Raw genomic sequence first — 25,871 nt, forward strand, 5'->3', positions numbered from 1 at the left:
AGCATGCCGTTTGAGCCTTTAGTGACTGCCGCAATTGAAACGACACTCAACACGTTAATTCAAGACGATCCACAACTGGGTCGTCGTTTATCACGCCTTAAAGGGCAAGTGATCCAAGTTAATCTCAAAGAACTTAATAAAACGTTGACCTTCATTTTTAGTCAGCAAATTGATGTTTTAGCTGACTATGAAGGCAAGCCTGACTGCTACCTCTCTCTTAATTTGTCGGTTTTGCCGCAATTGCGTGAACAAGCCAATATCACCCAGTTGATCAAGCAAGATAAATTGGTGTTAGAAGGCGATATTCAATTGGCGCAAAAATTTGCGCAACTCATGACGGATTGCAAACCTGATGTCGAAGAGTGGCTGTCGCGTATCACTGGGGATGTGGTTGCTCATACTTTGGTTCAAAGTATGAAAAATGCGGGGCAGTTATTACAAGCGCAAGTCTCTAAACACCAAAATCATATGGCTCAAGTTTTGACCGAAGAGTGGCGTTTATTTCCTGGTTCGTTAGAAGTGGCTTATTTTTGTGATCAAGTGGATGACATAAAAAGTCAGGCCGCTCGTATAGAAGTAAAAATTCAACAATTGTTGGAGCAAGTATGACCCCAACTGAATGGAAGCGTTTATACCGAATCATTAAAGTTCAGCTGGAATATGGCCTAGATGAACTCTTGCCAGAACATCAGTTAACGAAAGCTCCGATACTGGCACGTAAAGGGCTGTTCTGGATAAAAAATCGCCATCCTGATAAACCATTAGGTGAGCGATTGCGCTTAGCATTACAAGAGCTTGGTCCTGTATGGATTAAGTTTGGGCAGATGATGTCTACGCGGCGCGATCTTTTTCCTCCGCATATCGCAGATCAGCTCGCGCTATTACAAGATAAAGTGGCACCTTTTGATGGCGCGTTAGCGAAACTTCAGATGGAAAAAGCGCTGGGTGGCAGCCTTGAAACTTGGTTTGATGATTTTGATATTGAACCGCTCGCTTCCGCTTCAATTGCGCAAGTGCATACGGCAAAACTTAAATCGTCAGGGCGGGAAATCGTACTAAAAGTGATTCGCCCTGATATTCAGCCTGTCATTGATGCAGATATCAAACTCATGTACCGCATGGCACGCATTGTCGCCAAAGCCTTACCGGAAGCTCGACGACTCAAGCCGGTTGAAGTTGTACGTGAGTACGACAAAACCCTTCGTGATGAACTCGACCTACGTCGTGAGGCAGCCAATGCCATTCAACTGCGTCGCAACTTTGAAAATAGCGAAGAATTATACGTACCAGAAATTATTCCTGACTTTAGTAATAAAACTGTCATGGTTTCTGAGCGAATATACGGCATCCAGGTTTCAGACATTGCAGGGTTACAAGCCAATGGCACTAATATGAAACTTTTGGCGGAACGTGGCGTGAGCGTATTTTTCACTCAAGTTTTCCGCGACAGTTTCTTTCATGCAGATATGCACCCTGGTAATGTGTTCGTCAACCCAGAAAATCCAGAAAATCCACAGTGGATAGGGTTAGATTGTGGCATTGTTGGTACGTTAAATAGTGAAGACAAACGTTACTTAGCTGAGAATTTTCTTGCCTTTTTTAACCGCGACTATCGCCGGGTTGCACAATTGCATGTTGATTCAGGATGGGTTCCACGTGAAACCAACATTGATGAATTTGAATTTGCGATTCGCATTGTGTGCGAGCCAATTTTTGCCAAACCATTATGCGAAATTTCATTTGGCCATGTGTTGTTAAATCTATTTAATACCGCTCGTCGTTTCAATATGGAAGTGCAACCGCAGTTGGTGCTACTGCAAAAAACCTTGTTGTATGTTGAAGGGTTAGGACGGCAACTGTACCCACAATTAGATTTGTGGCAAACAGCGAAACCATTTTTAGAAAAATGGATGATGAATCAAGTTGGACCACAGGCGTTAATTAATGCGCTGAAAGACCGAGCACCATTTTGGGTCGAAAAATTACCAGAATTGCCTGAGCTTCTTTACGATAGCCTCAGACAAGCTAAAGCAATGAACCAACGAATGGATCAGTTTTATCAGGGTTACTGTGACACTAAGCGTCAACAGGCGACCGGGAAGTTTTTATTTGGCATTGGTGCCACTTTAATCGTATGCTCGGCAATATTAGTCAACAGTATTTATCAGCCATTGTCACTGACAGTAGGGCTTGTGGGTATCACATTTTGGCTGTTTAGCTGGCGAGCTTATCGTTAATAAGCGGTAAGCTCTAAGAATTGTTATTTTGTTTAAAAAATCCCCGAGGTAAAGAAAATGGGCGGTATCAGTATCTGGCAACTTCTTATCATTGCGGTAATTGTTGTATTGCTATTTGGAACGAAAAAATTACGCGGCATTGGCGGTGATTTAGGCGGTGCAGTTAAAGGCTTTAAAAAAGCGATGAGTGAAGATGAACCTGCGAAAAAAGATGCAGACTTTGAACCGAAAAACTTAGATCAGCAGAAAACGGAAGCGACTGCTGAAACTAAAAAAGATAAAGAGCAGGCATAACACGTGTTTGATATCGGTTTCTGGGAACTGGTATTAATATCTGTTGTTGCGCTGGTGGTTCTTGGGCCTGAACGTTTGCCTCATGCGATTCGCAGCGTGGCTAAATTTGTCAGTACTGCAAAGAACATGGCAAACAGTGTGAAAGATGAATTAGCACACGAGCTTAAAGTTCAAGAACTGCAAGATAACTTGCGTAAAGCTGAGCAAATGGGGATGGAAGATTTATCTCCAGAACTTAAGTCTTCAGTGGAGCAGCTAAAACAAGCTGCGCAAGATGTTCAGCGACCTTATGCGAATACATCACCTTCTGATATAACATCAGAGCGTAGTCAAGATATTGTTGAAGCAATTCCCTCTTCAACGGATTCGCAGCCTGCAACGGCAGATAAAAAGGCCGATTAGTCCTATTTGAGGAGTTACTGCTGCGGCTGTAGCTCCTCTTTTGATCTATTTATATGAGGTTCGATATGTCTTCTGCTGAGCAGACGCAGCCTTTAATTAGCCATTTGTTGGAATTACGAGACCGGTTATTGCGAGCGATTGCCGCCGTGATCGTTATTTTTATCGGCTTGGTGTATTTTTCGAGCGATATCTATGATTTTGTCTCTAAACCGTTGGTAGAGCGTTTGCCCGAAGGGGCAACCATGATTGCAACCGATGTTGCATCGCCGTTTTTTACCCCCTTAAAATTAACCTTGATTGCCTCAGTATTCATTGCGGTGCCATTTATCTTATATCAAGTTTGGGCGTTTGTTGCTCCAGGCTTGTATAAGCATGAGCGCCGCTTAGTGATGCCTTTGATGTTTTCCAGTTCACTGTTGTTTTACTGTGGCGTCGCTTTTGCCTATTTTGTTGTGTTTCCGTTGGTGTTTGGGTTTTTTACCGCGATATCTTTAGGGGGAGTTGAATTTGCGACGGATATTTCGAGTTATCTTGATTTCGTTTTAGCGCTCTTTTTAGCCTTTGGTATTGCCTTTGAAGTACCCGTTGCCATTATTTTATTGTGTTGGACTGGTGCGACTGATCCTAAGACTTTAGGTGAAAAACGCCCTTATATTATTGTTGGAGCATTTGTCGTCGGCATGCTTCTGACGCCACCAGACTTAGTGTCACAAACCTTACTTGCGATACCAATGTGTTTGTTGTTTGAAGTTGGATTATTCTTTGCACGTTTTTATGTGCGTAAAGAGAGTGATGAAGAGCAACAATAAAAAAGAAAGCATATCGTTGAATAAAAAAAAGCGGCAGATTTGCCGCTTTTTTATCTCATAGATTATTTAAATAGCAAATAATGAGTTTGCGTTTAGATTGGTAATGGTTTGAATTTCATCCAACGACCTATCGGTTAACTGTGCAACACGCTGAGCGACTAACTGCGTGTAAGCGGGCTCATTACGTTTCCCTCGGTGTGGAACGGGTGCCAGATAAGGGCAGTCGGTCTCAAGTATCACCCACTGTAAATTTAACTGTGGAATCACCACATCCATTCCACCATTTTTGAAGGTAGAGACTCCTCCAAGGCCAAGGTGGAATCCTAAATCGTTAATTGCCTTTGCCTCTTCAATGCTACCGCCAAAGCAATGAAATACACCCGCTAGTGATCCATCTTGTTCTTTGGCGAGTAACTGTAAAGTTTCGTTGATTGAATCACGGGTATGAATTACGACAGGTAAATCACGCTCTTTGGCCCAGTTGAGTTGGGTAATAAAGGCCTTCTCTTGTTGAGCTTTGAAGGTTTTATCCCAGTATAAATCGATACCGATTTCTCCCACGGCGATAAAAGGGTGTTTGTCAAACCATGACTCAATCACAGTCAGCGTTTGTTCGACATTTTCATCGACATAGCAAGGGTGAAGCCCCATCATTGAATGACAAATGTCAGGGTAGGCCGCTTCGGTTGCTAGCATCGGTTGGATAGAGTCGAGATTGATATTTGGTAGTAGTATTTTTTCAATCCCTTGTGCTTTAGCGCGTTGCACGACTTCATCTCGATCGTGATCAAATTCAGCAGCATAAATATGGGCATGGGTATCAATCATGGTCTGTCTCTATCAATAAGAAATATTCTGAGAGTATACGTAAGTGTGAGCCTGAGATCATTTTTCTGATTTTTGTAGATTGCCGCTAGCGTCACAAAGCGAGAGTGATATGATTTCGCCACACTTGATCAACAGCGGTGCTAAAGAAAGATCGCTTTCTTTGACTGCGAAAAAACAAGGAGAATAGAGTGTCAGTATCCATTCAAGGTCAGTTCCCAGGGCGTCGTATGCGTCGTCTACGCAAGCATGATTTCAGCCGTCGCTTAATGGCTGAGAATCAGTTATCGGTTAACGATCTGATTTACCCAATGTTCATTCTAATGGGGAAAGATCGTCGTGAGCCTGTGGAGTCAATGCCAGGTATTGAACGCCTCTCTATTGATTTAATGTTGGAAGAAGCCCTGCATTTAGCAAACCTTGGTGTACCTGCGATCGCGCTTTTTCCTGTCGTTAACCAAGATGCAAAAAGCTTATGTGCAGCAGAGGCTTATAATCCAGACGGTTTGGTGCAACGTGCGGTTCGTCTACTGAAAGAGCATGTTCCACAAATTGGTGTGATCACCGATGTTGCGCTTGATCCATTCACCACTCATGGTCAAGACGGCATCATCGATGAAACGGGTTATGTGATGAATGATGAAACGACGGAAGTGCTGATCAAACAAGCTTTATCGCATGCTGAAGCTGGAGCAGATGTGGTTGCGCCATCCGATATGATGGACGGCCGTATTGGTAAGATTCGTCAAGCTCTAGAAGAAGCCGGGTTTATTCACACCCAAATCATGGCTTACTCTGCAAAATATGCTTCATGTTATTACGGGCCATTTCGTGATGCGGTTGGTTCAACCGCAAATCTTAAAGGTGGTGATAAGAAAAACTACCAGATGGATCCAGCCAATAGCGATGAAGCTATTCAAGAAGTTGCGATGGACATCAACGAAGGTGCGGATATGGTAATGGTTAAGCCTGGCATGCCATACCTTGATATTGTTCGTCGCGTGAAATCTGAACTACAAGTTCCAACCTTTGCTTATCAAGTCTCTGGTGAATATGCGATGCACAAAGCCGCTATTCTAAACGGTTGGCTGAAAGAGCGTGAAACGGTCATGGAATCATTGTTGTGCTTTAAGCGTGCTGGTGCTGATGGCATTTTGACGTACTTTGCAAAAGATGTTGCGCAATGGCTAGCCGAAGAAAACGCAAAGCCAGCGCAGTATCTACAGACTGACGCTGAATAATATTGACCATACTTTTCTAGGCTGACTTTATCCCCTTCCTACTCTAAGTTGTTTGGGTATAGGTCAGCTTTTTTATTTCCTGAAAATTCCTGCATTGAATTTTATTAACCACATGAAAAATAAGATAAATGTTCCTTTTCTCTATTGAGCTTATCATTGTGTTTGTGCCGGTATAAAAAATAAATGATATTTTTTCTCATTTAAACTTGATAATTAAATGAGAATCATTATTATTAACTTTGTCTTAGGGACGAGGAGAGTTCACAAGGACGTCAAGTTTACGATTCACCAACGATTCGGTGTTAATAGTGACGAGACAAATTGCTAATGAACTTGCACCGCTTCTTTTTGACACGACATTGCTCACATTGCTTCCAGTGTAATTTATAGCTTTATAGCAAAACTGAATGAGTGACTTCACTTAGTTTTGACTTTTTCTGCTAGGCGACATCTTCGGGTGTCGCTTTTTTTATATCTAAACGATCAAGTGATTCCTAGTGGGTGTCTAAAAGGGCAGCGGTAGTCTTTTCCACAATGGATGATCATAAAAAGATCATGGCAACATTGTTCGATCTTTGTTTTTGTGTTTTAAATACAATGATTTAAGTGTGTCTTTTTGGTGTTTATGTGCATATTGATAACGTGTGGATAAAAATTATGAACAGAGTTATCCACAGATTGGCTTGTGCGCTACAGGGCAAATAAGCAAAATCTTTCGAAGCTAGGCGTGTGTTGGCGTGGAAACCTCTGGGCAGTCATGGCATCCTTAGTCATTACATTCTGTATTCTCCTTGGATAGCAAAAGACAATGGCTCGTATACCAGATAACCCGTTCATTCTAATTGATGGTTCTTCATACCTTTACCGTGCATTTCATGCCTACCCTGGCACCATGAGTAATGGTGAAATCCCAACTAATGCCGTATATGGTGTGGTTAATATGCTGCGAAGCATGATGCGCCAGTTTTCTTCTGAGCGCATGGTGGTTATTTTTGATGCGAAGGGGAAAACCTTCCGTGATGAGATGTATCCACAATATAAAGCTAACCGACCACCAATGCCGGATGATTTGCGTTGTCAAATAGAGCCATTACATAACGTAATTCGAGCCATGGGTTTACCCCTTATATCTATTGAAGGTGTGGAAGCAGATGACGTAATCGGCACGTTAGCATCTCAAGCCTCCAAAGCGGGGATGCCGGTCTTAATCAGTACCGGCGATAAAGACATGGCGCAGTTGGTGGATGAAAATATCACGTTGATCAACACTATGACCAATCTAGTACTTGATCGAGAAGGGGTGATTGAAAAATTTGGTATTCCACCAGAGCTTATTATCGACTATTTAGCTCTGATGGGCGACAAAGTGGATAACATTCCTGGCGTTCCGGGCGTTGGTGAAAAAACCGCTTTGGCTTTGCTACAAGGTATCGGCAGTCTTGAACAGATCTATGACAATTTAGATAAGATAGCCCCATTAGGTTTCCGTGGTTCTAAGACCATGGCGCAAAAACTGGCTGATAATCGTGAGAATGCGTTCCTTTCTTATCAGTTAGCGACCATCAAACTTGATGTTGAATTGGAAGAAAAACCAGAAGCATTGCTGAAAACTCAGCCGAATATTGATGAACTAATCAAACTGTACGGGCAGCTAACTTTTAAGTCTTGGTTAACCGAGTTGCTTGACGGTGGCACTGGCGTCATTGAAGCAGATGAAAGGTCGGGCAGTGCGATGCCTTCTTCATCCAGTTCAGCTTCAGAGGTCGATAGCTCAGCGGTGACGATTGATCGCAGTCAGTACCAAACTATTTTAGATGAAAAAACATTTAGCGAATGGTTAGATAAGTTGAAAGCGGCCGACGTATTTGCTTTTGATACGGAAACCGACAGCCTAGATTACATGGTAGCAAATTTAGTCGGTGTTTCATTTGCGACAGAGGAAGGCGTTGCCGCGTACGTTCCTGTGGCTCATGATTACTTAGATGCACCACAACAGCTTGATCGAGACTGGGTCTTATCACAACTCAAACCGATTCTAGAAGATGATAACCAAGCCAAAGTAGGGCAAAACCTCAAGTACGATGCGAGCGTATTGGCACGCTACGATATTGAGATGAAAGGCATTAAACACGACACTATGCTGGCTTCTTACGTTTATAACAGCGTAGGTGGCAAACATGATATGGACAGCCTAGCATTGAGGTTTTTGCAGCATAGCTGCATCTCATTCGAGCAAGTTGCAGGTAAAGGCAAAAACCAACTGACGTTCAACCAAATCGATCTAGAACAAGCCGCGCCTTATGCTGCGGAAGATGCCGATGTTACTTTGCGGCTCCACCATCGTTTGATGGGCTATATCGAGCAAGATGAAAAACTGAACAGCGTTTATCAGCAAATTGAAGTGCCGCTAGTACCAGTTTTATCGCGTATTGAGCGTACCGGAGTGATGATTGACGATATGCTGCTTAGCGCTCAATCACACGAAATAGCCGCTCGCTTAGATGAGCTTGAGCAAAAAGCGTTTGAGATTGCTGGCCAGCCTTTTAATCTCAGCTCGCCAAAACAGTTACAAACAATCTTGTTTGAGCAAATGGGTTTGCCTGTTATCAAGAAAACGCCAACCGGTGCTCCGTCAACGAATGAAGAAGTACTGCAAGAGTTAGCGCTTGATTACCCATTGCCGAAAGTGATTATTGAGCATCGTGGTTTAGCCAAACTGAAATCCACCTACACCGATAAACTGCCGAAGATGATTAACCCAACCACAGGGCGAGTGCATACTTCTTATCATCAGGCTGTGACTGCGACGGGCCGTTTGTCGTCGACCGATCCGAACTTACAAAATATTCCTATTCGTAATGAAGAGGGGCGCCGTATTCGCCAAGCATTTGTTGCACCTCATGGCTGGAAAATCATGGCTGTCGACTACTCGCAGATTGAATTGCGTATTATGGCGCATTTGTCTGGTGATAAAGCACTGCTTGAAGCCTTCCAACAAGGAAAAGATATCCATGCCGCTACCGCTGCCGAGATTCTTGGGGTCAGTATTGATCAGGTGAGTAGCGAACAGCGTCGCCGGGCTAAAGCGGTTAACTTCGGTCTCATTTATGGAATGAGTGCATTCGGGCTAGCCAAACAGCTTGGTATTCCGCGCGGTGAAGCGCAAGGGTATATGGATAAATACTTTGAACGTTATCCTGGTGTAATGCAGTACATGGAAGATACTCGCTCAACGGCAAGTGAGTTGGGATATGTTGAAACCTTGCTGGGACGTCGTTTGTATTTACCTGAAATTAAATCTCGTAATGGGATGCGTCGTAAAGCGGCTGAACGTGCGGCGATCAATGCGCCGATGCAAGGTACTGCTGCCGACATTATCAAAAAAGCGATGTTGTTGGTCGATGCATGGATTGAAGAGTATGGACAAGGACGAGTTAAGCTATTGATGCAAGTACACGATGAATTAGTATTTGAAGTTCAAGAGACAGCTTTAGCCGAAATTGAAAGTAAAGTACAACAATTGATGGAATCTGCAGCGGATCTTAAAGTGCCATTAGTGGCTGATACTGGTCATGGAGATAACTGGGATCAGGCGCATTAATCGTTTTTTACACTAAACACCCTAATTTATATGAGCCAGCACACAAATGCTGGCTTTTTTTTATCATGAAATAAGAATGGTGCATTTTATGTGTTCTGTTGTTTAAGAAATATTTAGTGAAAAAAAACTACAAAAAAGTTTCCCATTTCTGACCACTTGTTGTACATTAACTCTCGTAGGGTACAGAGGTAAGATGTTCTATCTTTCAGACCTTTTGTTTCACGTTATTGGATTAGGCTGATTCAGCCGCCCCAGTCAGTATTTGACTGGGGCGTTTTTTATTGGGCGAAACAAAAATCAATTCAGCGATCCCATTCTATTTTCAGTCACGTTATTTTCTTTATTTTGGCTTATCTCTATTTTGTGTGTAACACACGATTTTGTAAGAAATCATCAATCACATTTTTATTATTTCTACTAGAAAATCAAGTTACTTCTAGAGATGTGTTTCGATTTTTTTGTCTTTTATTCAATGAGTTGTGATTTATTTTCGCTTTTATAGAGCAGGAAAATATAGACGCTAAGCTATTGAAAAAGAGCGCGGATTAGGGAATGCTTAACGCATAAGAATAACGATTAATTTTTCTCTCCCGTTGCCCCACCAGGATGGTGGGGATTTTTGTTTTTATCACTTCTCTTTTACTGCACATAAACCTTTGCTGCAATCTGTTAAGGTTCAATATCCGTCGCCCAAAAAAAAGCCCCACCAAACAAAATGGCAGGGCTAGATTATCTATCGACATGGAATTACTCGGGTTGAGAATCGTCGATAGAGGTTGTTTCTGTTAACTCTTCATCGGCTTGCTCTGCGTCTAAATGTGCTAACGCTGGTGCAAACCAAGTGTCCAGTTTATTGCGTAGGATATCGACACCGAGTCCTTTGAGTGAAGAAAAAGCATCAACACTCACATCACCGCCAAACGCTCGCGCATCTTCACGAATTTTTAACACTTGAGCCTTGCGAGCACCACTTTTTAGCTTATCAGCTTTGGTCAGTAGTACTTGTACGGGAATGTTGCAGTCGACTGCCCAGTAAATAAGCTGCTGATCGAGATCTTTCATCGGGTGGCGAATGTCCATCAGTACCACCAACCCTTTCAAACAGCGACGTTTTTGTAGGTATTCTCCGAGCGACTTCTGCCATTTTTTCTTCATTTCTAGAGGAACTTGAGCAAAGCCATAACCCGGTAAATCAACGATATGGCAACCGTCCATCACCTTAAATAGGTTGATTAGCTGGGTACGACCAGGTGTTTTACTGGTTTTCGCCAAGCTCTTTTGATTCGTCAGGCGGTTAAGCGAGCTTGACTTACCTGCGTTGGAGCGTCCTGCAAACGCAATTTCTATTCCTTCGTCATCAGGTAGATGACGAATGTCAGGCGCACTGGTAATGAAATGCGTGTTTTGATAATGAATTTTTACGCTCACTGTTAACTCCATCTCGACTTTGTGTAGTCGATTGATTACTTTTTTGTGAAATTGTGTAAAATAACCGTGCTCGGCATAAGGTCGCCTATTGTACCATGAGTCGCCACTGAGAGTGAGTAGCAACTGTCTGGTGGTACTGGAAGCTTGATAATTATAAATGGAATGTCATGAAGAAATTAGCGCTAATCTTGAGTCTTTTAGCCAGCTGCTCAGTGTGGGCCCAAGGCAGCATCGAAGCTGGTAAAGCAAAATCTCAAACATGTGTTGCCTGTCACGGTGCTGACGGTAACAGTTTAATTACTACCTATCCTAAACTTGCAGGCCAACACGCTAAATATATGGAGAAGCAGTTAATTGAATTGCGACTTGGTATGACCAGCGGTGGCAAGCAAGGTCGTTATGATCCGGTCATGAGTGGTATGGCTATGCCGCTTAGTGATGAAGATATTTCGGATCTTTCGGCTTATTTCGCCTCTTTACCTATTTCAGCCAACTCAACGCCGGAAGATGTCGTTAAGACTGGTAAAGCATTGTATAGCGGTGGTGATGCAGAGCGTGGTTTGACCGCATGTATCGCTTGTCATGGTCCGCGAGGTAATGGCACTGAGCTTTCAGGTTTTCCTAAAATTTCTGGTCAGCATGCTGACTACATCAAAGCTCAGCTGCAAAAATTTCGTGAAGGTTCACGTAACAATGACATGAACGGCATGATGCAAGATGTAGCTAAAAAGCTAACCGATGCTGATATCGAAATTTTGTCTAAATACGTTGGTGGCCTGCACTAATCCCTACATCGTTCGAGCAAAGTTTTATGAAAACGCCCTAGTATTATGCTGGGGCGTTTTCTTTTGTGAGCTTGATCACCGGCTGTTTTTTACCACGAGCGGATAACTGACCCATTGTTGTGTAAGAGATCGACCATACTTGATGGCGCAATCGATGATGGTCACTCTATAAGCTATTGAATTTATGGATAGCTGGATAGTTACTTTGAAAATGAGTGTAAAAATAGCTCAATTGACGTTGAGTCAAATGTGCTGTCGAGTAAAGTAACCACATCGGCAAGACGCTGGTAAAGGAATTCAGACCAAGGTGGTCTCCAAGGAGCAGGCAAAGGATGCTGCTTTTAGGAATAAGGATTAGCGTAAGCAAGGGAGCTTGCGCGATAAGGATGGTCGACTCGTCTAAAGGTTCGGACAGGGAAAAGGATCAGGCTTGGGATAAGCCCAGTGGCAGGATGTCAGCAGGATAGACAAAATTCATCAGGAAGATGAAAAACAACACCTTTTGCATGGAAAGCACCAAGAACAAAAGGAATATTGTGCACGCGATGAGTGCAACACAGTTTCGCCACCTTAGGTGGCACATTTTAGAGAGCGATAGGGTGACCTATCGCTTTTTTTATCTTTTTTCACTTAGCTGATGAAAAAATGCTCGGTGACTCTCCACTCTAATGCCAGTTTCTGGTATGTTGCGCATCCCTGTTTGAGGATGTCAGTATGCACACTTGCCCATTATGTTTTAGTGAACAAATTGTTCCATACTTTGAAGATAAGGCTCGCGCTTATCTCCAGTGCCAACAATGTGCGCTAGTGTTCGTCAATCCTGATCATCGCCTTGACGCGAAAGCTGAAAAAGCATTTTATGATCTGCATAACAATAACCCACAAGATATGGGTTACCGCCGCTTTTTATCACGCGTGTGTGAGCCAATGTTAGAAAGGATTAAACCTGCATCAAATGGGTTAGATTTTGGTTGTGGTCCCGGTCCAACATTATCGATTATGTTGCAAGAAGCGGGGCACAATATGGCGTTATACGATATCTTCTTTCATCCAGATGAAAAGGTATTGCAAACGACCTATGATTTTATGACTGCCACTGAAGTGATCGAGCATTTACATGAGCCGCACCAAGTTTGGCAGCAATGGTTAAATTTAGTTAAGCCGGGTGGCTGGATTGGGTTAATGACCAAGCTAGTCAAAGACGTAGACGCGTTTGCTGGATGGCACTACAAAAATGATCTCACACATGTGATATTTTTTAGCCGTGAAACCTTCCAGTACTTGGCCAAGCGGGATGAGCTTGAACTTGAATTTATTGGTAATGATGTAATTTTACTGAGGAAACCCCAGTAATGAGCCGTAATAAGAAATCCAGAAAGCCTGGTTCAGCCATTGATGCTGACGTGATTGTAACGCGTAACCGCAGTGAAGCTGATGTTGAAGGACGTCTACGTAAAAGACTGAAGAAAAAGAAAGGTCTTAAAGCGGGCAGCCGACATTCAGATGGTTCTGAGCAAAAACAGCGCGCAGCAGCGCAAGCACGCGACCCTCGTTTAGGTAGCAAAAAGAAAGTCCCGCTGATTGTTGAGCCAGTTAAAAAGCAGACCAAACAAGAGCGTCGATTGTCAGCAGCACAAGAGCTGGAAATGCTAGAAAACGATGCGCAGTTGAATATCTTGCTTGATCGTATCGATAGTGGTGAGAATCTAGGCGCTGGTCTACAAAAATACGTAGACGAGAAGCTTGATCGCATTGAAGCGTTAATGAAGCAGCTTGGCATTTACGAAGAAGATCAAGAAGAAGACGAAGCATTAGAACCTGTAACAAAGGCAAAAGCTTCACGCTCTGATGATGACCTATTGTCAGATTTCGAAGACTTCGATCTCAACGACTTAAAAGGATAAAGATTGCGATGAATGTAACCTTGTCAGCCATTGCTGGTGGAGTCATTATTCTCAGCTTAGCGTCTTACGCTGGTTACCTTCTGCTGCAACTGAAAAAGCAAAAGGATTTGCAGCTTCAACACCAAACATTGGCCATTGAAAAGCGTAATGCGAATATTTTTGATAGCGTCAATACGCTATGCATGGCGGGTATTCAAGGCCAATGCGATCTCTCTGAGATCAGCATTCGCGTATACTGCATCATGGATTATGTCCAAGGTGAGCAACGCATCGATTTTGATAGCGTGTATCCTGCTATTTCAGAGCTTTACCATATCGTAAAAGATATGCCGCGTGGAGAAGAGCGCCAGCAGCTTCCTAAGCAAGAACGGATGAAGCAGAATTTGGCTCGCCAGAAAGCAGAAGGCCGTTTAACCGATGCGATTGTTGAAGAATTGAAAGCGTTGCAAACACGCATTGCACCATTGAATAATCAAATCACTATTCAAATGGTGTAAGTTTGGCTCTACCTTTTTTGGGTGAGTGATCACGCTAGCAGTTTCGAACATTTCTACACAAATTTCGTTTTGCTACCCGACGTACATCATGGTCGTGTGGCAAAATAACCAGTCAAAGTTTCAAACGGAAAGCAAAAGCATGTCTTCGCAAGTCGTACCCAGTCAGCAGATCGTATGGGATCAAGCTGTTTTAGATAAGTACAACTACTCAGGTCCTCGCTATACCTCTTATCCAACAGCGCTTGAATTCCATGAGGCATTCACGGTTGCAGATTATGATATGGCGTGTACTCAGTATCCTGATAGGCCGATTTCGCTTTATATTCATATCCCGTTTTGTCATAAGCTTTGTTACTACTGTGGATGTAACAAGGTTATCACTCGTCATTCACACAAAGCCGATGAATATTTAGATGTTCTCGAACATGAAATTCGTCAGCGAGCGTCACTGTTACAGTCGCGACGAGTGACTCAACTGCATTTTGGCGGTGGTACGCCAACATTTCTAACGGAGCTGCAAATTAGCCGACTGATGGCTATTTTACGTGGTGAATTTCGGTTTGAAAATGATGCAGAAATCAGTATCGAAGTTGACCCGCGTGAAATTGAACTGAGCATGCTTGATCACCTGCGTAGTGAAGGTTTTAATCGTCTGAGTATCGGGGTTCAGGATTTCAATAAAGAAGTTCAGAAACTGGTTAACCGCGAGCAAGATGAAGCGTTCATTATTGCTATGGTTGAACGTGCTAAACAACTGGGTTTTCGTTCCACCAACCTTGACTTGATTTACGGTTTACCAAAACAGACCAAAGAAACCTTTTCTCAGACCCTTGCTCAAGTACTGGAGATGAAACCGGGTCGATTGTCGGTCTTTAATTATGCGCATATGCCGCAACTGTTTGCAGCGCAGCGAAAAATCAAAGATGAAGATTTGCCTGCGTCACAAGAGAAGTTGGCGATTTTACAAGATACTATTGCGACTCTGACTGGGGCTGGTTACCAATTTATTGGTATGGATCACTTTGCTCTGCCAGATGACGAATTGGCAATGGCGCAGCGTAACGGTATTTTACATCGCAATTTCCAAGGTTATACCACCCAAGGTGACTGTGATTTAGTTGGTTTTGGTGTTTCGGCGATTTCGATGATTGGTGACGCGTACGCACAGAACCAAAAAGAGCTGAAAAAATACTATGCGCAAGTGAATGAACTACGTCACGCATTGTGGAAAGGGGTTGCGCTTGATAGTGATGACTTACTGCGTCGTGAAGTTATTAAGCAGCTAATCTGTAATTTCAAGCTGGATAAAACAGCAATCGAAGCGCAATTTAACATCTCGTTTGATCGCTACTTCAAGCAAGATCTCGAATTACTGCAAACCTTCATTGATGATCAGTTAGTTGAGGTCGATGAGAGTCAAATTCGTGTTACCTTACGTGGTCGGCTGCTGATCCGTAATATCTGTATGTGTTTTGATAAATATCTACGAAACCGAGCACGTCAGCAGCAATTCTCTCGCGTTATTTAACCAATAAATTGAATCAATATAGCCACTGAGAAATCAGTGGCTTTTCTGTTTATGGGGCGATGTACTTGTTGGCTGCGACATCCCACAGCGCTTTGACCAATGGATTCTCTAATTGAGAGCGTTTACAACAAACGCCCAACTGAAAAGGTTTTATCGGTGCCAATTTGAGTCGTTGAATCTTATCCCGAACAGGGCTGTTGTTGATCACCACATCTGGTGCAATACCCACACCACAGCCTAATGCCACCATACTGACAATAGCCTCATGCCCAGAGATCTGCGCATAAATATTAGGTTTTATTTTCATCTTCTTAAACCACGTATTGGCTCGGTCTCTTGCTGTTCCTGCTTCTGGAACAATGAAAGGGATTAACGACCAATCGGGGTTGTCACTTTGTAGTTGTTCGATAAAACTGCTAATGCCAACCGGAGCGATTACTGATAAAGGAATCTCACTGATGGTTTCAAACTCGATGCGAGCTGGCAATTGATCGGGGAGTGCAGAAATGGCGATATCGGCTTCATCGTTCAAAATTTTATCAATCGCTTGAGCGGGGTCACCAGTCGAGAGCTTAAATTCAATATATGGATGACGCACCCGAAAATCAGACAGCAATTCGGGTAAGTGGCTATAGCTTGCGGTTACCGAGCAAAACAGGCGAATTTCACCTTGTAATTCATGGTCTTGATTCTTAATTTTGGCGTTGTATTGCTGCCACTCAGCAATGATTTTTAACGCAACAGGGGCCAGCTTATTACCCGCTGGTGTCAGCTCAACGCTGCGATTGTCACGCACAAACAGTATTTGCCCAGTCTCGTCTTCCAATTTTTGGATCTGACGACTAAGCGCTGAAGGGCTCATGTGCATCGCTGCCGCAGTCTTGCTGAAATTTTTACTATCACACAGATGAATAAACATCTGTAGGTTTTTAATGTTCATAAATAGGTCACATGATGTTGCATTAATTGCAATAACTAATTGTGAATATATCACTTTAAGCAACTTAATGTCTGCTTTAGTATGGGGTTATTCGGCTCACAGAGGCCGACCTGATGGAACCAATTCTTTAAAGGAGAGCCCAGTATGGCTAACTATTTCAATACCTTAAACCTACGCCAACAACTAGACCAACTTGGTCGCTGCCGTTTTATGGATCGCTCGGAGTTTGAAAGTGAAGCCGATTACCTAAAAGGCAAGAAAGTCGTTATTGTTGGCTGTGGTGCGCAAGGCCTTAACCAAGGTCTGAACATGCGTGATTCTGGGTTGGATGTGGCGTACGCCCTTCGTCAAGCGGCGATCGATGAACAGCGTCAATCTTACAAGAATGCAAAAGAAAATGGTTTTGAAGTAGGTAGCTACGAAACGCTTATCCCTCAAGCTGATCTCGTTATTAACCTAACGCCAGACAAGCAACACAGCAATGTGGTTGAAACAGTGATGCCGTTGATGAAAAAAGGCGCGGCACTTGGTTACTCTCACGGTTTTAACGTCGTTGAAGAAGGCATGCAGATCCGTCAAGACATCACGGTGGTAATGGTTGCACCTAAATGTCCAGGTACTGAAGTTCGTGAAGAATATAAGCGTGGTTTTGGTGTACCAACATTGATTGCCGTTCACCCAGAAAACGACCCTCAAGGTGAAGGTTGGGATATCGCGAAAGCATGGGCAGCAGGCACCGGTGGCCATCGCGCTGGCTGTCTAGAGTCTTCTTTCGTTGCGGAAGTTAAATCAGACCTAATGGGTGAGCAAACAATTCTATGTGGCATGCTTCAAGCGGGTTCAATCGTATGTTACGAAAAGATGGTTGCCGAAGGTATTGACCCAGGTTATGCCGGTAAATTGCTACAATTTGGTTGGGAAACCATTACTGAAGCGCTTAAGTTTGGTGGCATCACTCACATGATGGATCGCCTTTCAAACCCTGCGAAAGTTAAAGCGTTTGAATTGTCTGAAGAGCTAAAAGAATTAATGCGCCCACTGTACAACAAACACATGGATGACATTATCTCTGGCCACTTCTCAAGCACAATGATGGCTGACTGGGCGAATGACGATGCAAACCTACTAGGTTGGCGTGCAGAAACAGGCGAAACCGCTTTTGAAAACTACCCAGATTCAGACGTTCAAATCTCTGAGCAGGAATATTTCGACAACGGTATCCTAATGGTTGCTATGGTTCGCGCTGGTGTTGAGCTTGCATTTGAAGCAATGACAGCATCAGGTATTGTTGATGAGTCTGCGTACTATGAATCACTACATGAACTACCACTGATTGCTAACACTGTTGCACGTAAGCGCCTATACGAAATGAACGTGGTTATCTCGGATACAGCAGAGTACGGCAACTACCTATTTGCCAACGTAGCAACGCCGCTTCTACGTGAGAAGTTCATGCCTAAAGTGGGTACTGATGTGATTGGTAAAGGCCTGGGTGAAACTTCTAACCAAGTTGACAACGCAACCTTAATTGAAGTGAATGACATTATTCGTAACCACCCTGTAGAGTACATTGGTGAAGAGCTACGTGGATACATGACTGATATGCAGCGTATCGCAGTTGGCGGCTAATTGCTAAGTTTGTAACTTAATAATCTACAGCTGATAGAACCCCATACAGATAGGGGTCGATAAATACAAAAGCAAATACAACATAAATAAAAGGCTTGGTCGCTGTTGACCAAGCCTTTTTTATCTCTGCGATGTGTAATACCAATCGTAGTAAATAACTGTTCATCCTAGCTGGTTAAAATGCTCGATAACTGCGTTAGAATTTTTGATTGTAGAATAACTACTTATCGAAAAATTCTGCCTTGTTCTCAAGCCTTTTTCCTGCGCTATTTCTGATCACTTATTTACTGTGATTGGTATAAAGCGTGTTGACCTTTTGCTGCCGGACACGCTCAAAACGGTATTATTTAGCTGTCAGTTTCGCTTCAAGTTCAGCGAGCTTTTGTTCCATTTCAGTCAACTTCTGACGAGTACGCATCAGTACTTGAGTCTGTACATCGAACTCTTCACGGCTGACCACATCTAGCTTATTTAGCTGACCTTGGATAACTTGGCGAACTTTTTGATCAACGTCTGCGCCGAGGTCTTTGACTGGCTGAGGCATTGAATCGTGAATTTGTTTGGCAATTTGCTCTAGTTTTTTTGGATCAAACATCGTGGCTTACACTCCTGTCAATTTGTACTCATTCTAAGCAATTGTGTTAAGAATGTCGTTATTTGCAATAAGAAAAAGGCCACCGAAGTGACCTTTTTAATGTGATTATGACTTTATCGTGTTACTTATTTTCAGCCAGTTGACGGTGTGCAGCTTTCGCCTCATCAACTCTTGCTAGCTTTTCGAGGTCTTTATCCTCAACAAACACTGGTAGTGGTTTGTGTTTTTCTGCTAAGTAGCTGTAAATAACCGGTAATACGAACAGGGTAAAGATCGTACCAATTGCAAGACCTGCCACGATAACGATACCGATACTAAAGCGCTGAGCTGCACCTGCACCAGTTGCGTACATCAATGGGACTAGACCCGCAATCATTGCAGCGGTTGTCATAAGAATTGGACGAAGACGAACTTTCGCCGCTTCCGTTACCGCTTCCATACGAGACTTTTTGTGATGTAACTGCTCTTCTTTCGCTACTTCACAAATCAGAATACCGTGCTTGGTAATCAGACCCACCAGCGTGATCAGGCCGACTTGAGAATAGATGTTCATCGTCGCGGCTCCCCATGCTAGAGCAATCAATGCCCCACAAATAGCAAGCGGTACTGATACCATGATCACCAATGGGTCTTTGAGTGATTCAAACTGAATCGCCAATACCAAGAAGATGATCGCCAGTGCCAAACCAAAGGTCGCATACAGTGCACTTCCTTCCGTCACAAATTGACGAGCTTCACCCATATAGTCATGGTTGTAGCCTGAAGGCAGTTTGGTTTGTGCGGTGTTTTCAAACCAATTAATTGCATCGCCCATAGCAGTTCCTGGTGATGGTACTGCGCCCACAGTTGCTGAGTTCAACTGGTTGAAGTGAGGCAGTGATAAAGGTTCTGCTACTACATCAATCGAGATTAAACTGCCCAATGGCACTGCTTCGCCGTTTGCTGAACGAACATAGTAGTTGTTCATTGACTCTGGGTTCAGACGCCATTTACGTTCAACCTGCGGGATTACCTCATAAGAACGACCGTTTAAGTCGATACGGTTAACGTAGCCATCAGACATCATAGTACTTAAAGTAATACCGATATCTTGCATGGTAACGCCATAAGCTCCCGCTTTATCTTTATCGATATTAATCTTCATCGTTGCCGAATCGTAGTTTAAATCGAGGTTTGAATAAACGAAGAGCGGGCTTGCTGTTGTTTCTGCAAGTACATCAGAGGCAACAGTAAATAAGCTTTCAAACGCATTTGGTGTGGTAATAACAAACTGAATTGGTAATCCAGAACCTGCACCTGGTAATTCTGGCATTTGGAAGGTAGTTACCGCCATACCAGGGATGTTAGTCACTAATCCACCAATGCGATTGGTCACTTCTGCCTGGCTTGCTTCACGCTCACTCCATGGAACCATCGAAGCGATACCAAACGCTTGGTTGGAATTAGGAACACCAGTAAATACCTGTGCAAAGGCAACTTCTGGTTGATCGGACAGAATCTTGTTGACGTCATTCATGGTGTTTTGCATGTAATCTAAGTTCGAGTTTGAAGAACCCGTACCGATCATCATCACCACGCCTTTATCTTCTGAAGGTGCCAGTTCGCTTGGAATGAATTTAAACAATAAAGGTAAACTCATAAACACGATAACAGCAAACGCTAAGACAACCGGTCTGTGAGCAAGAACCGCACGCAACATTTTCTCGTAGCGATTGGTCATGCGTTCCAATGCAGCATGAACGGTGCTTTCAAACTTGCTTGGTTTTTCGTTTGCCTTAAGCATTTTTGAACACATCATTGGTGATAATGTTAATGCAATAATACCTGATACAAACACCGAACCTGCAAGGGTTAAGGCAAACTCTTTAAACAGTGAACCGGTAATACCACCCATTAATGCTATCGGTGCATATACCGCGCCTAGGGTTAGTGTCATGGCAATAACAGGAACCGCAATTTCGCGTGTACCGATGATGGCAGCACGAAACGGTGATTCACCTTCTTTAATGTGTCGATCGACGTTCTCAAGAACAACGATGGCATCATCAACGACCAGGCCGATAGCCAGAACCATGGCAAGCAGAGTCATCAGGTTCCACGAAAATCCCATTGTTTGCATAACCATCGCCACACCAATAAGTGATAGCGGGATAGTAACAATAGGGATGATAACGGCACGAAGTGACCCTAAGAATAGCGTGATCACCACCAAAACGATCAAAGCGGCTTCCGCAATCGTCTTAATAACTTCATTGATAGACTCATTAATTGCAATGGTTGAGTCATACATGATGTTCATGGTGATGTTGCTAGGAAGGTTGCGTTGTAGGTGCGGTAGCATATCCCGTACGCTTGCGGCGATATTAATTGGGTTGGCGCTAGGTGCCGCATTAATCGCGGCTACTACTGCTTCATTACCATTTGCTGTTGCTCGATAAATATCGTGACTTTTTTCCAATGTGACTTTGGCAATATCACCTAAACGTGTGATTTGGCCATCATTGGATTTAACCACTAGGTTTTCAAGCTCAGTTACATTGGATACTTGAGTATTGGCGCTACCATTGTAGAGAACGAACTCTCCGGTTGCTTGCCCCGTTGCTGATTGATAGTTGTTGGCATTGAGTACACTCATTACATCTGTTGCAGTGAGTTTCAATGCGCCCATTTTTTCCGGATCAAGCCATACACGTAACGCATATTTCAGACCGCCATAAAGGTCGATACTGGCAATACCATTTACCGCATATAGCTGAGGGTTAATAACGCGTTCCAAGTAGTCCGTAATCTGGCTCGACTTTAAATCATCACTGGTAAAGCCGATGTACATTACAGCCGTTGTTGAGCCGGTCGACATGGTTACGGTTGGGTCTTCAGCTTCTTTTGGTAGCTGAGAACGAACCGAGTTCGATTTGGCTAATACGTCAGACAAGGCCGCATTTGGGTCAGTATTGAGCTTCATATTGACCGTAATGGTTGATTTACCTAATACGGAAGATGAAGTCATATAGTCAATATTATCGGCTTGTGCAACAGCTTGTTCCAATGGCTGAGTAATAAAGCCTTGAATCAAGTCAGCACTTGCGCCGTAGTAACTGGTGGTGACCGTTACTACCGTATTCGTCATTTCAGGGTATTCACTGACCTGCATTTTGAACATTGCTTGCAAACCGAGCAAGGCTATCAAAAAGCTGATAGATACCGCCAAAACTGGACGTTTTATAAAAACATCAGTAAAGCGCATGATTCCTCCGGTTAAAGCATTGGTGTTTCAGCTGGTGGAGTGGTTGCGTCACTTTCTACGACGCGTACTTTAACTCCATTACTTAAACGAACTTGACCTGATGTGACAACTTTATCACCCGCTTTCACACCTTCGAGAATGTGCGCGATGTCTGCTGTTCGTTCACCAACTTTCACAATGCTTTGCTTAACGCGTGTTTCACCATTTTCTTCGCCTAGAATATAAACGTTGTCACCGTATAGCGTGAAGGTGATAGCAGTTTGTGGCAGTGTTATTTGGTTCTCCAATTTAGGCAAAATAATGTTCGCACGGGCAAACATGCCACTGCGAAGCTTGCCATCACTATTTGGAATATCAGCTTGAACCTGAATTAAACCACTTTGCACACTGACAGCTGGTTCGATAGCTGTGATTGAGCCTTTAAATGGTGAGTCTGGGTAAGAATCAACAAAGATATCAACTTCTTGATCCATCGAAATGCGAGAAATATCGGTTTGTGGAACTGTAAAACGTAGGCGCATTACGCTGGTATCTTCAAGACGAACAATGTCAGTACCTGGTTGTAAATATTGACCTAAATACACATTACGGATACCAACTACACCAGCAAATGGTGCTTTGATTTCACGGCGTTCAATAGAAGCTTTTAGGCTTTCAATATCAGCAGATAAAGAGAAGTAGTTAGCTTCAGCTTCATCGTAAGCCTCTTTTGAAATAGAACCCTTGCTGTATAGACCTTTGTAACGTTTGTATTTTGCTTCTGCCGCTGGAAGACGAGCTTGCGAACTTTTTAGGTTGGCTTTCTCAACGGCTGAATCCAAAAGTACGAGAGATTGGTCTTCTTTTACTTGTGTACCAGACTCAAATAAAATTTTATCGATCACGCCACTCGTTTCGGTAGTGAGTGTCACGCCCTGATTTGGCTCAATAAAACCAATGGCTGCAATGACCGGGATCCAATCAACTGATTCCACTTCCGTTATGGTAACTGGAAATTCAGCTTCAGGACGATTAGCCATGTATTCGGCAATTTTTTGTTGTTTAAATAAATTGAAACCTATCACGCTACCAAATAGTAGGATAGCGATAAGTAACATAAAGAATGTCCACTTTTTCATTCTAATCAGAACTCCAAGTTAGTGTTGAGTAATTGCATCCCAACTGGCGTCAATCACGGCATGCAGTGATTGCTCATTCAGTTGATAACATTCCATTGCTTGTTTACGGGCAAGGGCTACCGTTGTTTCAAAACTTAAAGCAGATAAAACCTGGTTATCCAACGGTTTGAATAACCCCTGCTCTTTGCCTTGATCGAATAACAAGTCAAATTGGGTAAACATTTTCCGTTCAAGTTCCCTAACATTACAACTAGTTGTTATTGGTAATGATTCATATTGAACTCGATTGCTGAGTATTGCACGTCTTGATTGTGCTAATTCCCAAATGTTTAACCACATTGCAGTAAAGCGTTCTTTCAAAGGCATTTCATCATCGATATTGGCTTGTACTGCGTCTGCGATTTGTTGGCAAACATGAAGACGAACCGCGATGAGAAGATGATCTTTATCGTCGAAATAACGATAGATGGTTCCTGCCGCAACACCCGCTTTTTTGGCTAATTTGTGCATCGATAAACCTTGAAATCCGGATTCTGCGATTAGTGCTTCTGCCGCAGTTAAGATTTGTTGGTATTTATCGATGTGAATACAGTTAGACATGCTGATATTTCACGGTGAATGAACGTTTGTTCATTATAGACCAAACTATAACCCATTATGCAATACACCAGTGCAGTAAAAAGAAAAAAATCTTATCCTTGATGACGTAGTAATCCAAAAGACACGGCATTATCATAGGCAGCCAAATTAAAAGTGATATGAGTACCGAATGAAGCTCAACCCAAGACAAGACGAAGCTGTTAAATACGTATCTGGGCCATGCTTAGTATTGGCGGGGGCTGGTTCAGGTAAAACTCGCGTAATTACCAATAAAATAGCCTATTTGGTGCAACAATGTGGCTATAAAGCGCGCAATATCGCCGCGGTGACCTTCACCAATAAAGCCGCACGAGAAATGAAAGAACGTGTCGGTCAGACTCTCGGTAAATCTGAATCTAAAGGCCTAATGGTGTCAACATTCCATACATTAGGTCTCAACATCATTCGTCGTGAATATAAGTTCTTGGGGCTAAAAGCGGGGTTTTCACTGTTTGATGACCAAGATCAGCTCGCTTTGTTGAAAGAATTGACCGAGAAGCAGTTAGACGGCGATAAAGACCTACTTCGACAATTACTCAGTACTATCTCTAATTGGAAAAATGACCTGTTCACTCCAGAGCAAGCTAAAGGCTTCGCTCAAGGAGAGCAGCAACAGCTTTTTGCCCACTGTTTCGAGCTCTATCAAAAACAGATGCGAGCCTATAACGCATTGGATTTTGATGACTTGATTTTGATGCCAGTTGTACTGCTGCAAAACAATGCAGAGGTCCGTCAACGTTGGCAAAATAAACTTCGTTACCTATTGGTTGATGAATATCAAGACACCAATACCAGCCAATATGAAATGGTTAAATTGTTAGTCGGAGAGCGTGGTCGTCTTACGGTGGTAGGGGATGATGATCAATCGATCTATTCATGGCGCGGAGCTAAGCCCCAAAATTTGGTGTTGCTCGGACAGGATTACCCTAATCTCAAACTGATTAAGTTAGAGCAAAACTATCGCTCAACCTGCCGCATATTAAAGGCGGCCAATATATTGATTGCGAATAATCCGCACGTTTATGAGAAAACACTTTTCTCTGAAATTCCCGAAGGTGAAAAGCTCAAAGTTCTGATAGCGAAAAATGAAGAGCATGAAGCTGAACGAATTACTGGGGAACTGATTGCTCATAAATTCCTTAACCGCACTGAGTATCGTGATTACGCGGTTTTGTATCGTGGCAATCATCAGTCTCGCTTGATTGAAAAGTATTTGATGCAAAACCGAGTGCCTTATAAATTATCCGGTGGAACCTCTTTCTTTGCGCGCGCTGAAATTAAAGACATCATGGCGTATTTACGAGTGCTCGTGAACCCAGATGATGACAACGCCTTTTTGCGAATTGTAAATACGCCGAAGCGAGAAATTGGTCCGGTTACGTTAGAAAAACTGGGTAGTTATGCCAATATGCGCGGCAAAAGCCTATATGAAGCCAGTTTTGAGCTTGGATTAGAGCATCACCTCTCTGGTCGAGGTTTGGAAAACTTACGCCGCTTTACCCAATGGCTCGTGACCATTTCAGACCAAGCAGAGCGTGGTAATACCGTTGAAGCGGTGCGTTCATTAGTACGCGACATCCATTATGAAGATTGGCTATACGAAACTTCTTCTAGCCCCAAAGCGGCAGAGATGCGCATGAAAAACGTTTCTGATCTTTACTCTTGGATTGTGGCTGATCTAGAGGGTGATAATTATGATCAGCAAGAAAAGTCACTAAAAGAGGTGGTTCAGCGTCTAACGTTACGAGATATGATGGAACGCAGCGAAGGGGAAGATGATAGTGATGCGGTGCAGTTGATGACTTTGCACGCTTCCAAAGGCCTCGAATTTCCTTATGTTTATTTAATGGGAACGGAGGAAGGCATACTGCCTCACCAAACCAGTATTGATGAGGATAACGTCGAAGAAGAGCGACGATTAATGTATGTTGGCATTACGCGTGCGCAAAAAGAGTTAACTTTCACCATGTGTAAAGAGCGCCGCCAATACGGTGAGTTGATTAAGCCAACACAAAGTCGTTTCTTAGATGAATTGCCGTTCGATGATGTTGAATGGGAACAATCTAAAAAACCAGTTAGCCAAGAAGAGCGAATGGCTAAAGGACAAAGTCATATAGCTAACCTACGGGCGATGTTTAAGAAGTAGCTCGATACA

At 43.1% G+C, this 25,871-nt stretch carries 22 protein-coding genes; 15 read left to right on the forward strand and 7 right to left on the reverse strand.

Features of this window, described 5'->3' with window-relative positions:
- Window positions 1–3 precede the first annotated feature (3 nt).
- The 5 genes from MCT08_RS01705 to tatC all read left to right on the forward strand — a co-directional run bounded on the left by MCT08_RS01705 (window position 4) and on the right by tatC (window position 3,742).
- A complete protein-coding gene (locus tag MCT08_RS01705) occupies window positions 4–609 on the forward strand; it encodes a ubiquinone biosynthesis accessory factor UbiJ (RefSeq protein ID WP_176246281.1) in 606 nt (201 codons plus the stop codon).
- Entirely contained in the window at window positions 606–2,237 is a 1,632-nt protein-coding gene (gene ubiB / locus MCT08_RS01710; RefSeq protein WP_168524779.1) for a ubiquinone biosynthesis regulatory protein kinase UbiB, read from the forward strand. The genes MCT08_RS01705 and ubiB overlap by 4 nt, the downstream gene beginning before the upstream one ends.
- A gap of 57 nt (window positions 2,238–2,294) precedes the next feature.
- The gene (gene tatA / locus MCT08_RS01715; protein WP_053309767.1) at window positions 2,295–2,531 is read left to right on the forward strand and encodes a Sec-independent protein translocase subunit TatA; all 237 of its coding nucleotides are present in this window, start codon (window positions 2,295–2,297) and stop codon (window positions 2,529–2,531) included.
- Between the two features lie 3 nt (window positions 2,532–2,534).
- On the forward strand, window positions 2,535–2,933 hold the full coding sequence (gene tatB, locus MCT08_RS01720; RefSeq protein ID WP_053309766.1) for a Sec-independent protein translocase protein TatB: 399 nt from the start codon (window positions 2,535–2,537) through the stop codon (window positions 2,931–2,933).
- Between the two features lie 65 nt (window positions 2,934–2,998).
- Window positions 2,999–3,742, forward strand: coding sequence for a twin-arginine translocase subunit TatC (gene tatC / locus MCT08_RS01725; protein WP_053309765.1), 744 nt, complete (start codon window positions 2,999–3,001; stop codon window positions 3,740–3,742).
- Between the two features lie 66 nt (window positions 3,743–3,808).
- Here tatC and MCT08_RS01730 read toward each other — a convergent pair whose 3' ends face one another.
- Window positions 3,809–4,570, reverse strand: coding sequence for a TatD family hydrolase (locus MCT08_RS01730; RefSeq protein ID WP_274677751.1), 762 nt, complete (start codon window positions 4,568–4,570; stop codon window positions 3,809–3,811).
- A gap of 188 nt (window positions 4,571–4,758) precedes the next feature.
- On the opposite strand from MCT08_RS01730, the gene hemB reads away from it, so the two are divergent.
- From hemB to spfP, 3 genes are all read left to right on the forward strand, one after another.
- Window positions 4,759–5,808: a porphobilinogen synthase gene (gene hemB / locus MCT08_RS01735; protein ID WP_053309763.1), complete on the forward strand. Its 1,050-nt coding sequence runs from the start codon at window positions 4,759–4,761 to the stop codon at window positions 5,806–5,808.
- 808 nt (window positions 5,809–6,616) lie between these two features.
- Window positions 6,617–9,409: a DNA polymerase I gene (polA, locus tag MCT08_RS01740; protein WP_274677752.1), complete on the forward strand. Its 2,793-nt coding sequence runs from the start codon at window positions 6,617–6,619 to the stop codon at window positions 9,407–9,409.
- Window positions 9,410–9,602: 193 nt separating this feature from the next.
- Entirely contained in the window at window positions 9,603–9,650 is a 48-nt protein-coding gene (gene spfP / locus MCT08_RS18720; protein WP_438356636.1) for a small protein SpfP, read from the forward strand.
- Between the two features lie 506 nt (window positions 9,651–10,156).
- Here spfP and yihA read toward each other — a convergent pair.
- Window positions 10,157–10,837, reverse strand: a complete 681-nt coding sequence (yihA, locus tag MCT08_RS01745; RefSeq protein ID WP_053309761.1) for a ribosome biogenesis GTP-binding protein YihA/YsxC — start codon at window positions 10,835–10,837, stop codon at window positions 10,157–10,159.
- Window positions 10,838–11,004: 167 nt separating this feature from the next.
- On the opposite strand from yihA, the gene MCT08_RS01750 reads away from it, so the two are divergent.
- From MCT08_RS01750 to hemN, 5 genes are all read left to right on the forward strand, one after another.
- Complete coding sequence (locus tag MCT08_RS01750) at window positions 11,005–11,622, forward strand: c-type cytochrome (protein WP_053309760.1); 618 nt, start codon at window positions 11,005–11,007, stop codon at window positions 11,620–11,622.
- Window positions 11,623–12,336: 714 nt separating this feature from the next.
- Entirely contained in the window at window positions 12,337–12,975 is a 639-nt protein-coding gene (locus MCT08_RS01755; protein WP_053309759.1) for a class I SAM-dependent methyltransferase, read from the forward strand.
- Window positions 12,975–13,526 (forward strand): Der GTPase-activating protein YihI, encoded by a 552-nt coding sequence (gene yihI / locus MCT08_RS01760; protein ID WP_053309758.1) that lies wholly within the window; start codon window positions 12,975–12,977, stop codon window positions 13,524–13,526. The genes MCT08_RS01755 and yihI overlap by 1 nt, the downstream gene beginning before the upstream one ends.
- Window positions 13,527–13,534: 8 nt before the next feature.
- Window positions 13,535–14,023: a DUF2489 domain-containing protein gene (locus tag MCT08_RS01765; protein ID WP_274677753.1), complete on the forward strand. Its 489-nt coding sequence runs from the start codon at window positions 13,535–13,537 to the stop codon at window positions 14,021–14,023.
- Window positions 14,024–14,162: 139 nt separating this feature from the next.
- On the forward strand, window positions 14,163–15,551 hold the full coding sequence (gene hemN, locus MCT08_RS01770; protein WP_274677754.1) for an oxygen-independent coproporphyrinogen III oxidase: 1,389 nt from the start codon (window positions 14,163–14,165) through the stop codon (window positions 15,549–15,551).
- Between the two features lie 49 nt (window positions 15,552–15,600).
- Here the strand turns inward: hemN and ilvY are convergent, their stop codons facing one another.
- Window positions 15,601–16,491, reverse strand: coding sequence for an HTH-type transcriptional activator IlvY (gene ilvY / locus MCT08_RS01775; protein ID WP_168787098.1), 891 nt, complete (start codon window positions 16,489–16,491; stop codon window positions 15,601–15,603).
- A 144-nt stretch (window positions 16,492–16,635) separates the two neighbouring features.
- Here ilvY and ilvC point away from each other — a divergent pair, with 144 nt between their 5' ends.
- Window positions 16,636–18,120 (forward strand): ketol-acid reductoisomerase, encoded by a 1,485-nt coding sequence (gene ilvC, locus MCT08_RS01780; protein WP_274673503.1) that lies wholly within the window; start codon window positions 16,636–16,638, stop codon window positions 18,118–18,120.
- A gap of 343 nt (window positions 18,121–18,463) precedes the next feature.
- Here the strand turns inward: ilvC and ubiK are convergent, their stop codons facing one another.
- The 4 genes from ubiK to MCT08_RS01800 all read right to left on the reverse strand — a co-directional run bounded on the left by ubiK (window position 18,464) and on the right by MCT08_RS01800 (window position 23,677).
- On the reverse strand, window positions 18,464–18,715 hold the full coding sequence (ubiK, locus tag MCT08_RS01785) for a ubiquinone biosynthesis accessory factor UbiK (RefSeq protein ID WP_168524770.1): 252 nt from the start codon (window positions 18,713–18,715) through the stop codon (window positions 18,464–18,466).
- A 121-nt stretch (window positions 18,716–18,836) separates the two neighbouring features.
- Window positions 18,837–21,959, reverse strand: coding sequence for a multidrug efflux RND transporter permease subunit (locus MCT08_RS01790; protein WP_274674935.1), 3,123 nt, complete (start codon window positions 21,957–21,959; stop codon window positions 18,837–18,839).
- 11 nt (window positions 21,960–21,970) lie between these two features.
- Complete coding sequence (locus MCT08_RS01795; protein ID WP_168524768.1) at window positions 21,971–23,077, reverse strand: efflux RND transporter periplasmic adaptor subunit; 1,107 nt, start codon at window positions 23,075–23,077, stop codon at window positions 21,971–21,973.
- 18 nt (window positions 23,078–23,095) lie between these two features.
- Window positions 23,096–23,677: a TetR/AcrR family transcriptional regulator gene (locus MCT08_RS01800; RefSeq protein ID WP_274677755.1), complete on the reverse strand. Its 582-nt coding sequence runs from the start codon at window positions 23,675–23,677 to the stop codon at window positions 23,096–23,098.
- A gap of 169 nt (window positions 23,678–23,846) precedes the next feature.
- Here MCT08_RS01800 and rep point away from each other — a divergent pair, with 169 nt between their 5' ends.
- A complete protein-coding gene (gene rep, locus MCT08_RS01805; protein ID WP_274674937.1) occupies window positions 23,847–25,862 on the forward strand; it encodes a DNA helicase Rep in 2,016 nt (671 codons plus the stop codon).
- Window positions 25,863–25,871: the final 9 nt, after the last annotated feature.

It is taken from the genome of Vibrio aestuarianus (assembly GCF_028858425.1).
Taxonomy (GTDB): domain Bacteria; phylum Pseudomonadota; class Gammaproteobacteria; order Enterobacterales; family Vibrionaceae; genus Vibrio; species Vibrio aestuarianus.

What these genes read in the sequence shown, in the direction of transcription:
- MCT08_RS01705 (WP_176246281.1), top strand. Translation starts at nt 4, where the DNA reads ATGCCGTTTGAGCCTTTAGTGACTGCCGCAATTGAAACGACACTCAAC.
- ubiB (WP_168524779.1), top strand. Translation starts at nt 606, where the DNA reads ATGACCCCAACTGAATGGAAGCGTTTATACCGAATCATTAAAGTTCAG.
- tatA (WP_053309767.1), top strand. Translation starts at nt 2,295, where the DNA reads ATGGGCGGTATCAGTATCTGGCAACTTCTTATCATTGCGGTAATTGTT.
- tatC (WP_053309765.1), top strand. Translation starts at nt 2,999, where the DNA reads ATGTCTTCTGCTGAGCAGACGCAGCCTTTAATTAGCCATTTGTTGGAA.
- MCT08_RS01730 (WP_274677751.1), bottom strand. Translation starts at nt 4,570, where the DNA reads ATGATTGATACCCATGCCCATATTTATGCTGCTGAATTTGATCACGAT.
- polA (WP_274677752.1), top strand. Translation starts at nt 6,617, where the DNA reads ATGGCTCGTATACCAGATAACCCGTTCATTCTAATTGATGGTTCTTCA.
- MCT08_RS01750 (WP_053309760.1), top strand. Translation starts at nt 11,005, where the DNA reads ATGAAGAAATTAGCGCTAATCTTGAGTCTTTTAGCCAGCTGCTCAGTG.
- MCT08_RS01755 (WP_053309759.1), top strand. Translation starts at nt 12,337, where the DNA reads ATGCACACTTGCCCATTATGTTTTAGTGAACAAATTGTTCCATACTTT.
- yihI (WP_053309758.1), top strand. Translation starts at nt 12,975, where the DNA reads ATGAGCCGTAATAAGAAATCCAGAAAGCCTGGTTCAGCCATTGATGCT.
- MCT08_RS01765 (WP_274677753.1), top strand. Translation starts at nt 13,535, where the DNA reads ATGAATGTAACCTTGTCAGCCATTGCTGGTGGAGTCATTATTCTCAGC.
- hemN (WP_274677754.1), top strand. Translation starts at nt 14,163, where the DNA reads ATGTCTTCGCAAGTCGTACCCAGTCAGCAGATCGTATGGGATCAAGCT.
- ilvY (WP_168787098.1), bottom strand. Translation starts at nt 16,491, where the DNA reads ATGAACATTAAAAACCTACAGATGTTTATTCATCTGTGTGATAGTAAA.
- ilvC (WP_274673503.1), top strand. Translation starts at nt 16,636, where the DNA reads ATGGCTAACTATTTCAATACCTTAAACCTACGCCAACAACTAGACCAA.
- ubiK (WP_168524770.1), bottom strand. Translation starts at nt 18,715, where the DNA reads ATGTTTGATCCAAAAAAACTAGAGCAAATTGCCAAACAAATTCACGAT.
- MCT08_RS01790 (WP_274674935.1), bottom strand. Translation starts at nt 21,959, where the DNA reads ATGCGCTTTACTGATGTTTTTATAAAACGTCCAGTTTTGGCGGTATCT.
- MCT08_RS01795 (WP_168524768.1), bottom strand. Translation starts at nt 23,077, where the DNA reads ATGAAAAAGTGGACATTCTTTATGTTACTTATCGCTATCCTACTATTT.
- MCT08_RS01800 (WP_274677755.1), bottom strand. Translation starts at nt 23,677, where the DNA reads ATGTCTAACTGTATTCACATCGATAAATACCAACAAATCTTAACTGCG.
- rep (WP_274674937.1), top strand. Translation starts at nt 23,847, where the DNA reads ATGAAGCTCAACCCAAGACAAGACGAAGCTGTTAAATACGTATCTGGG.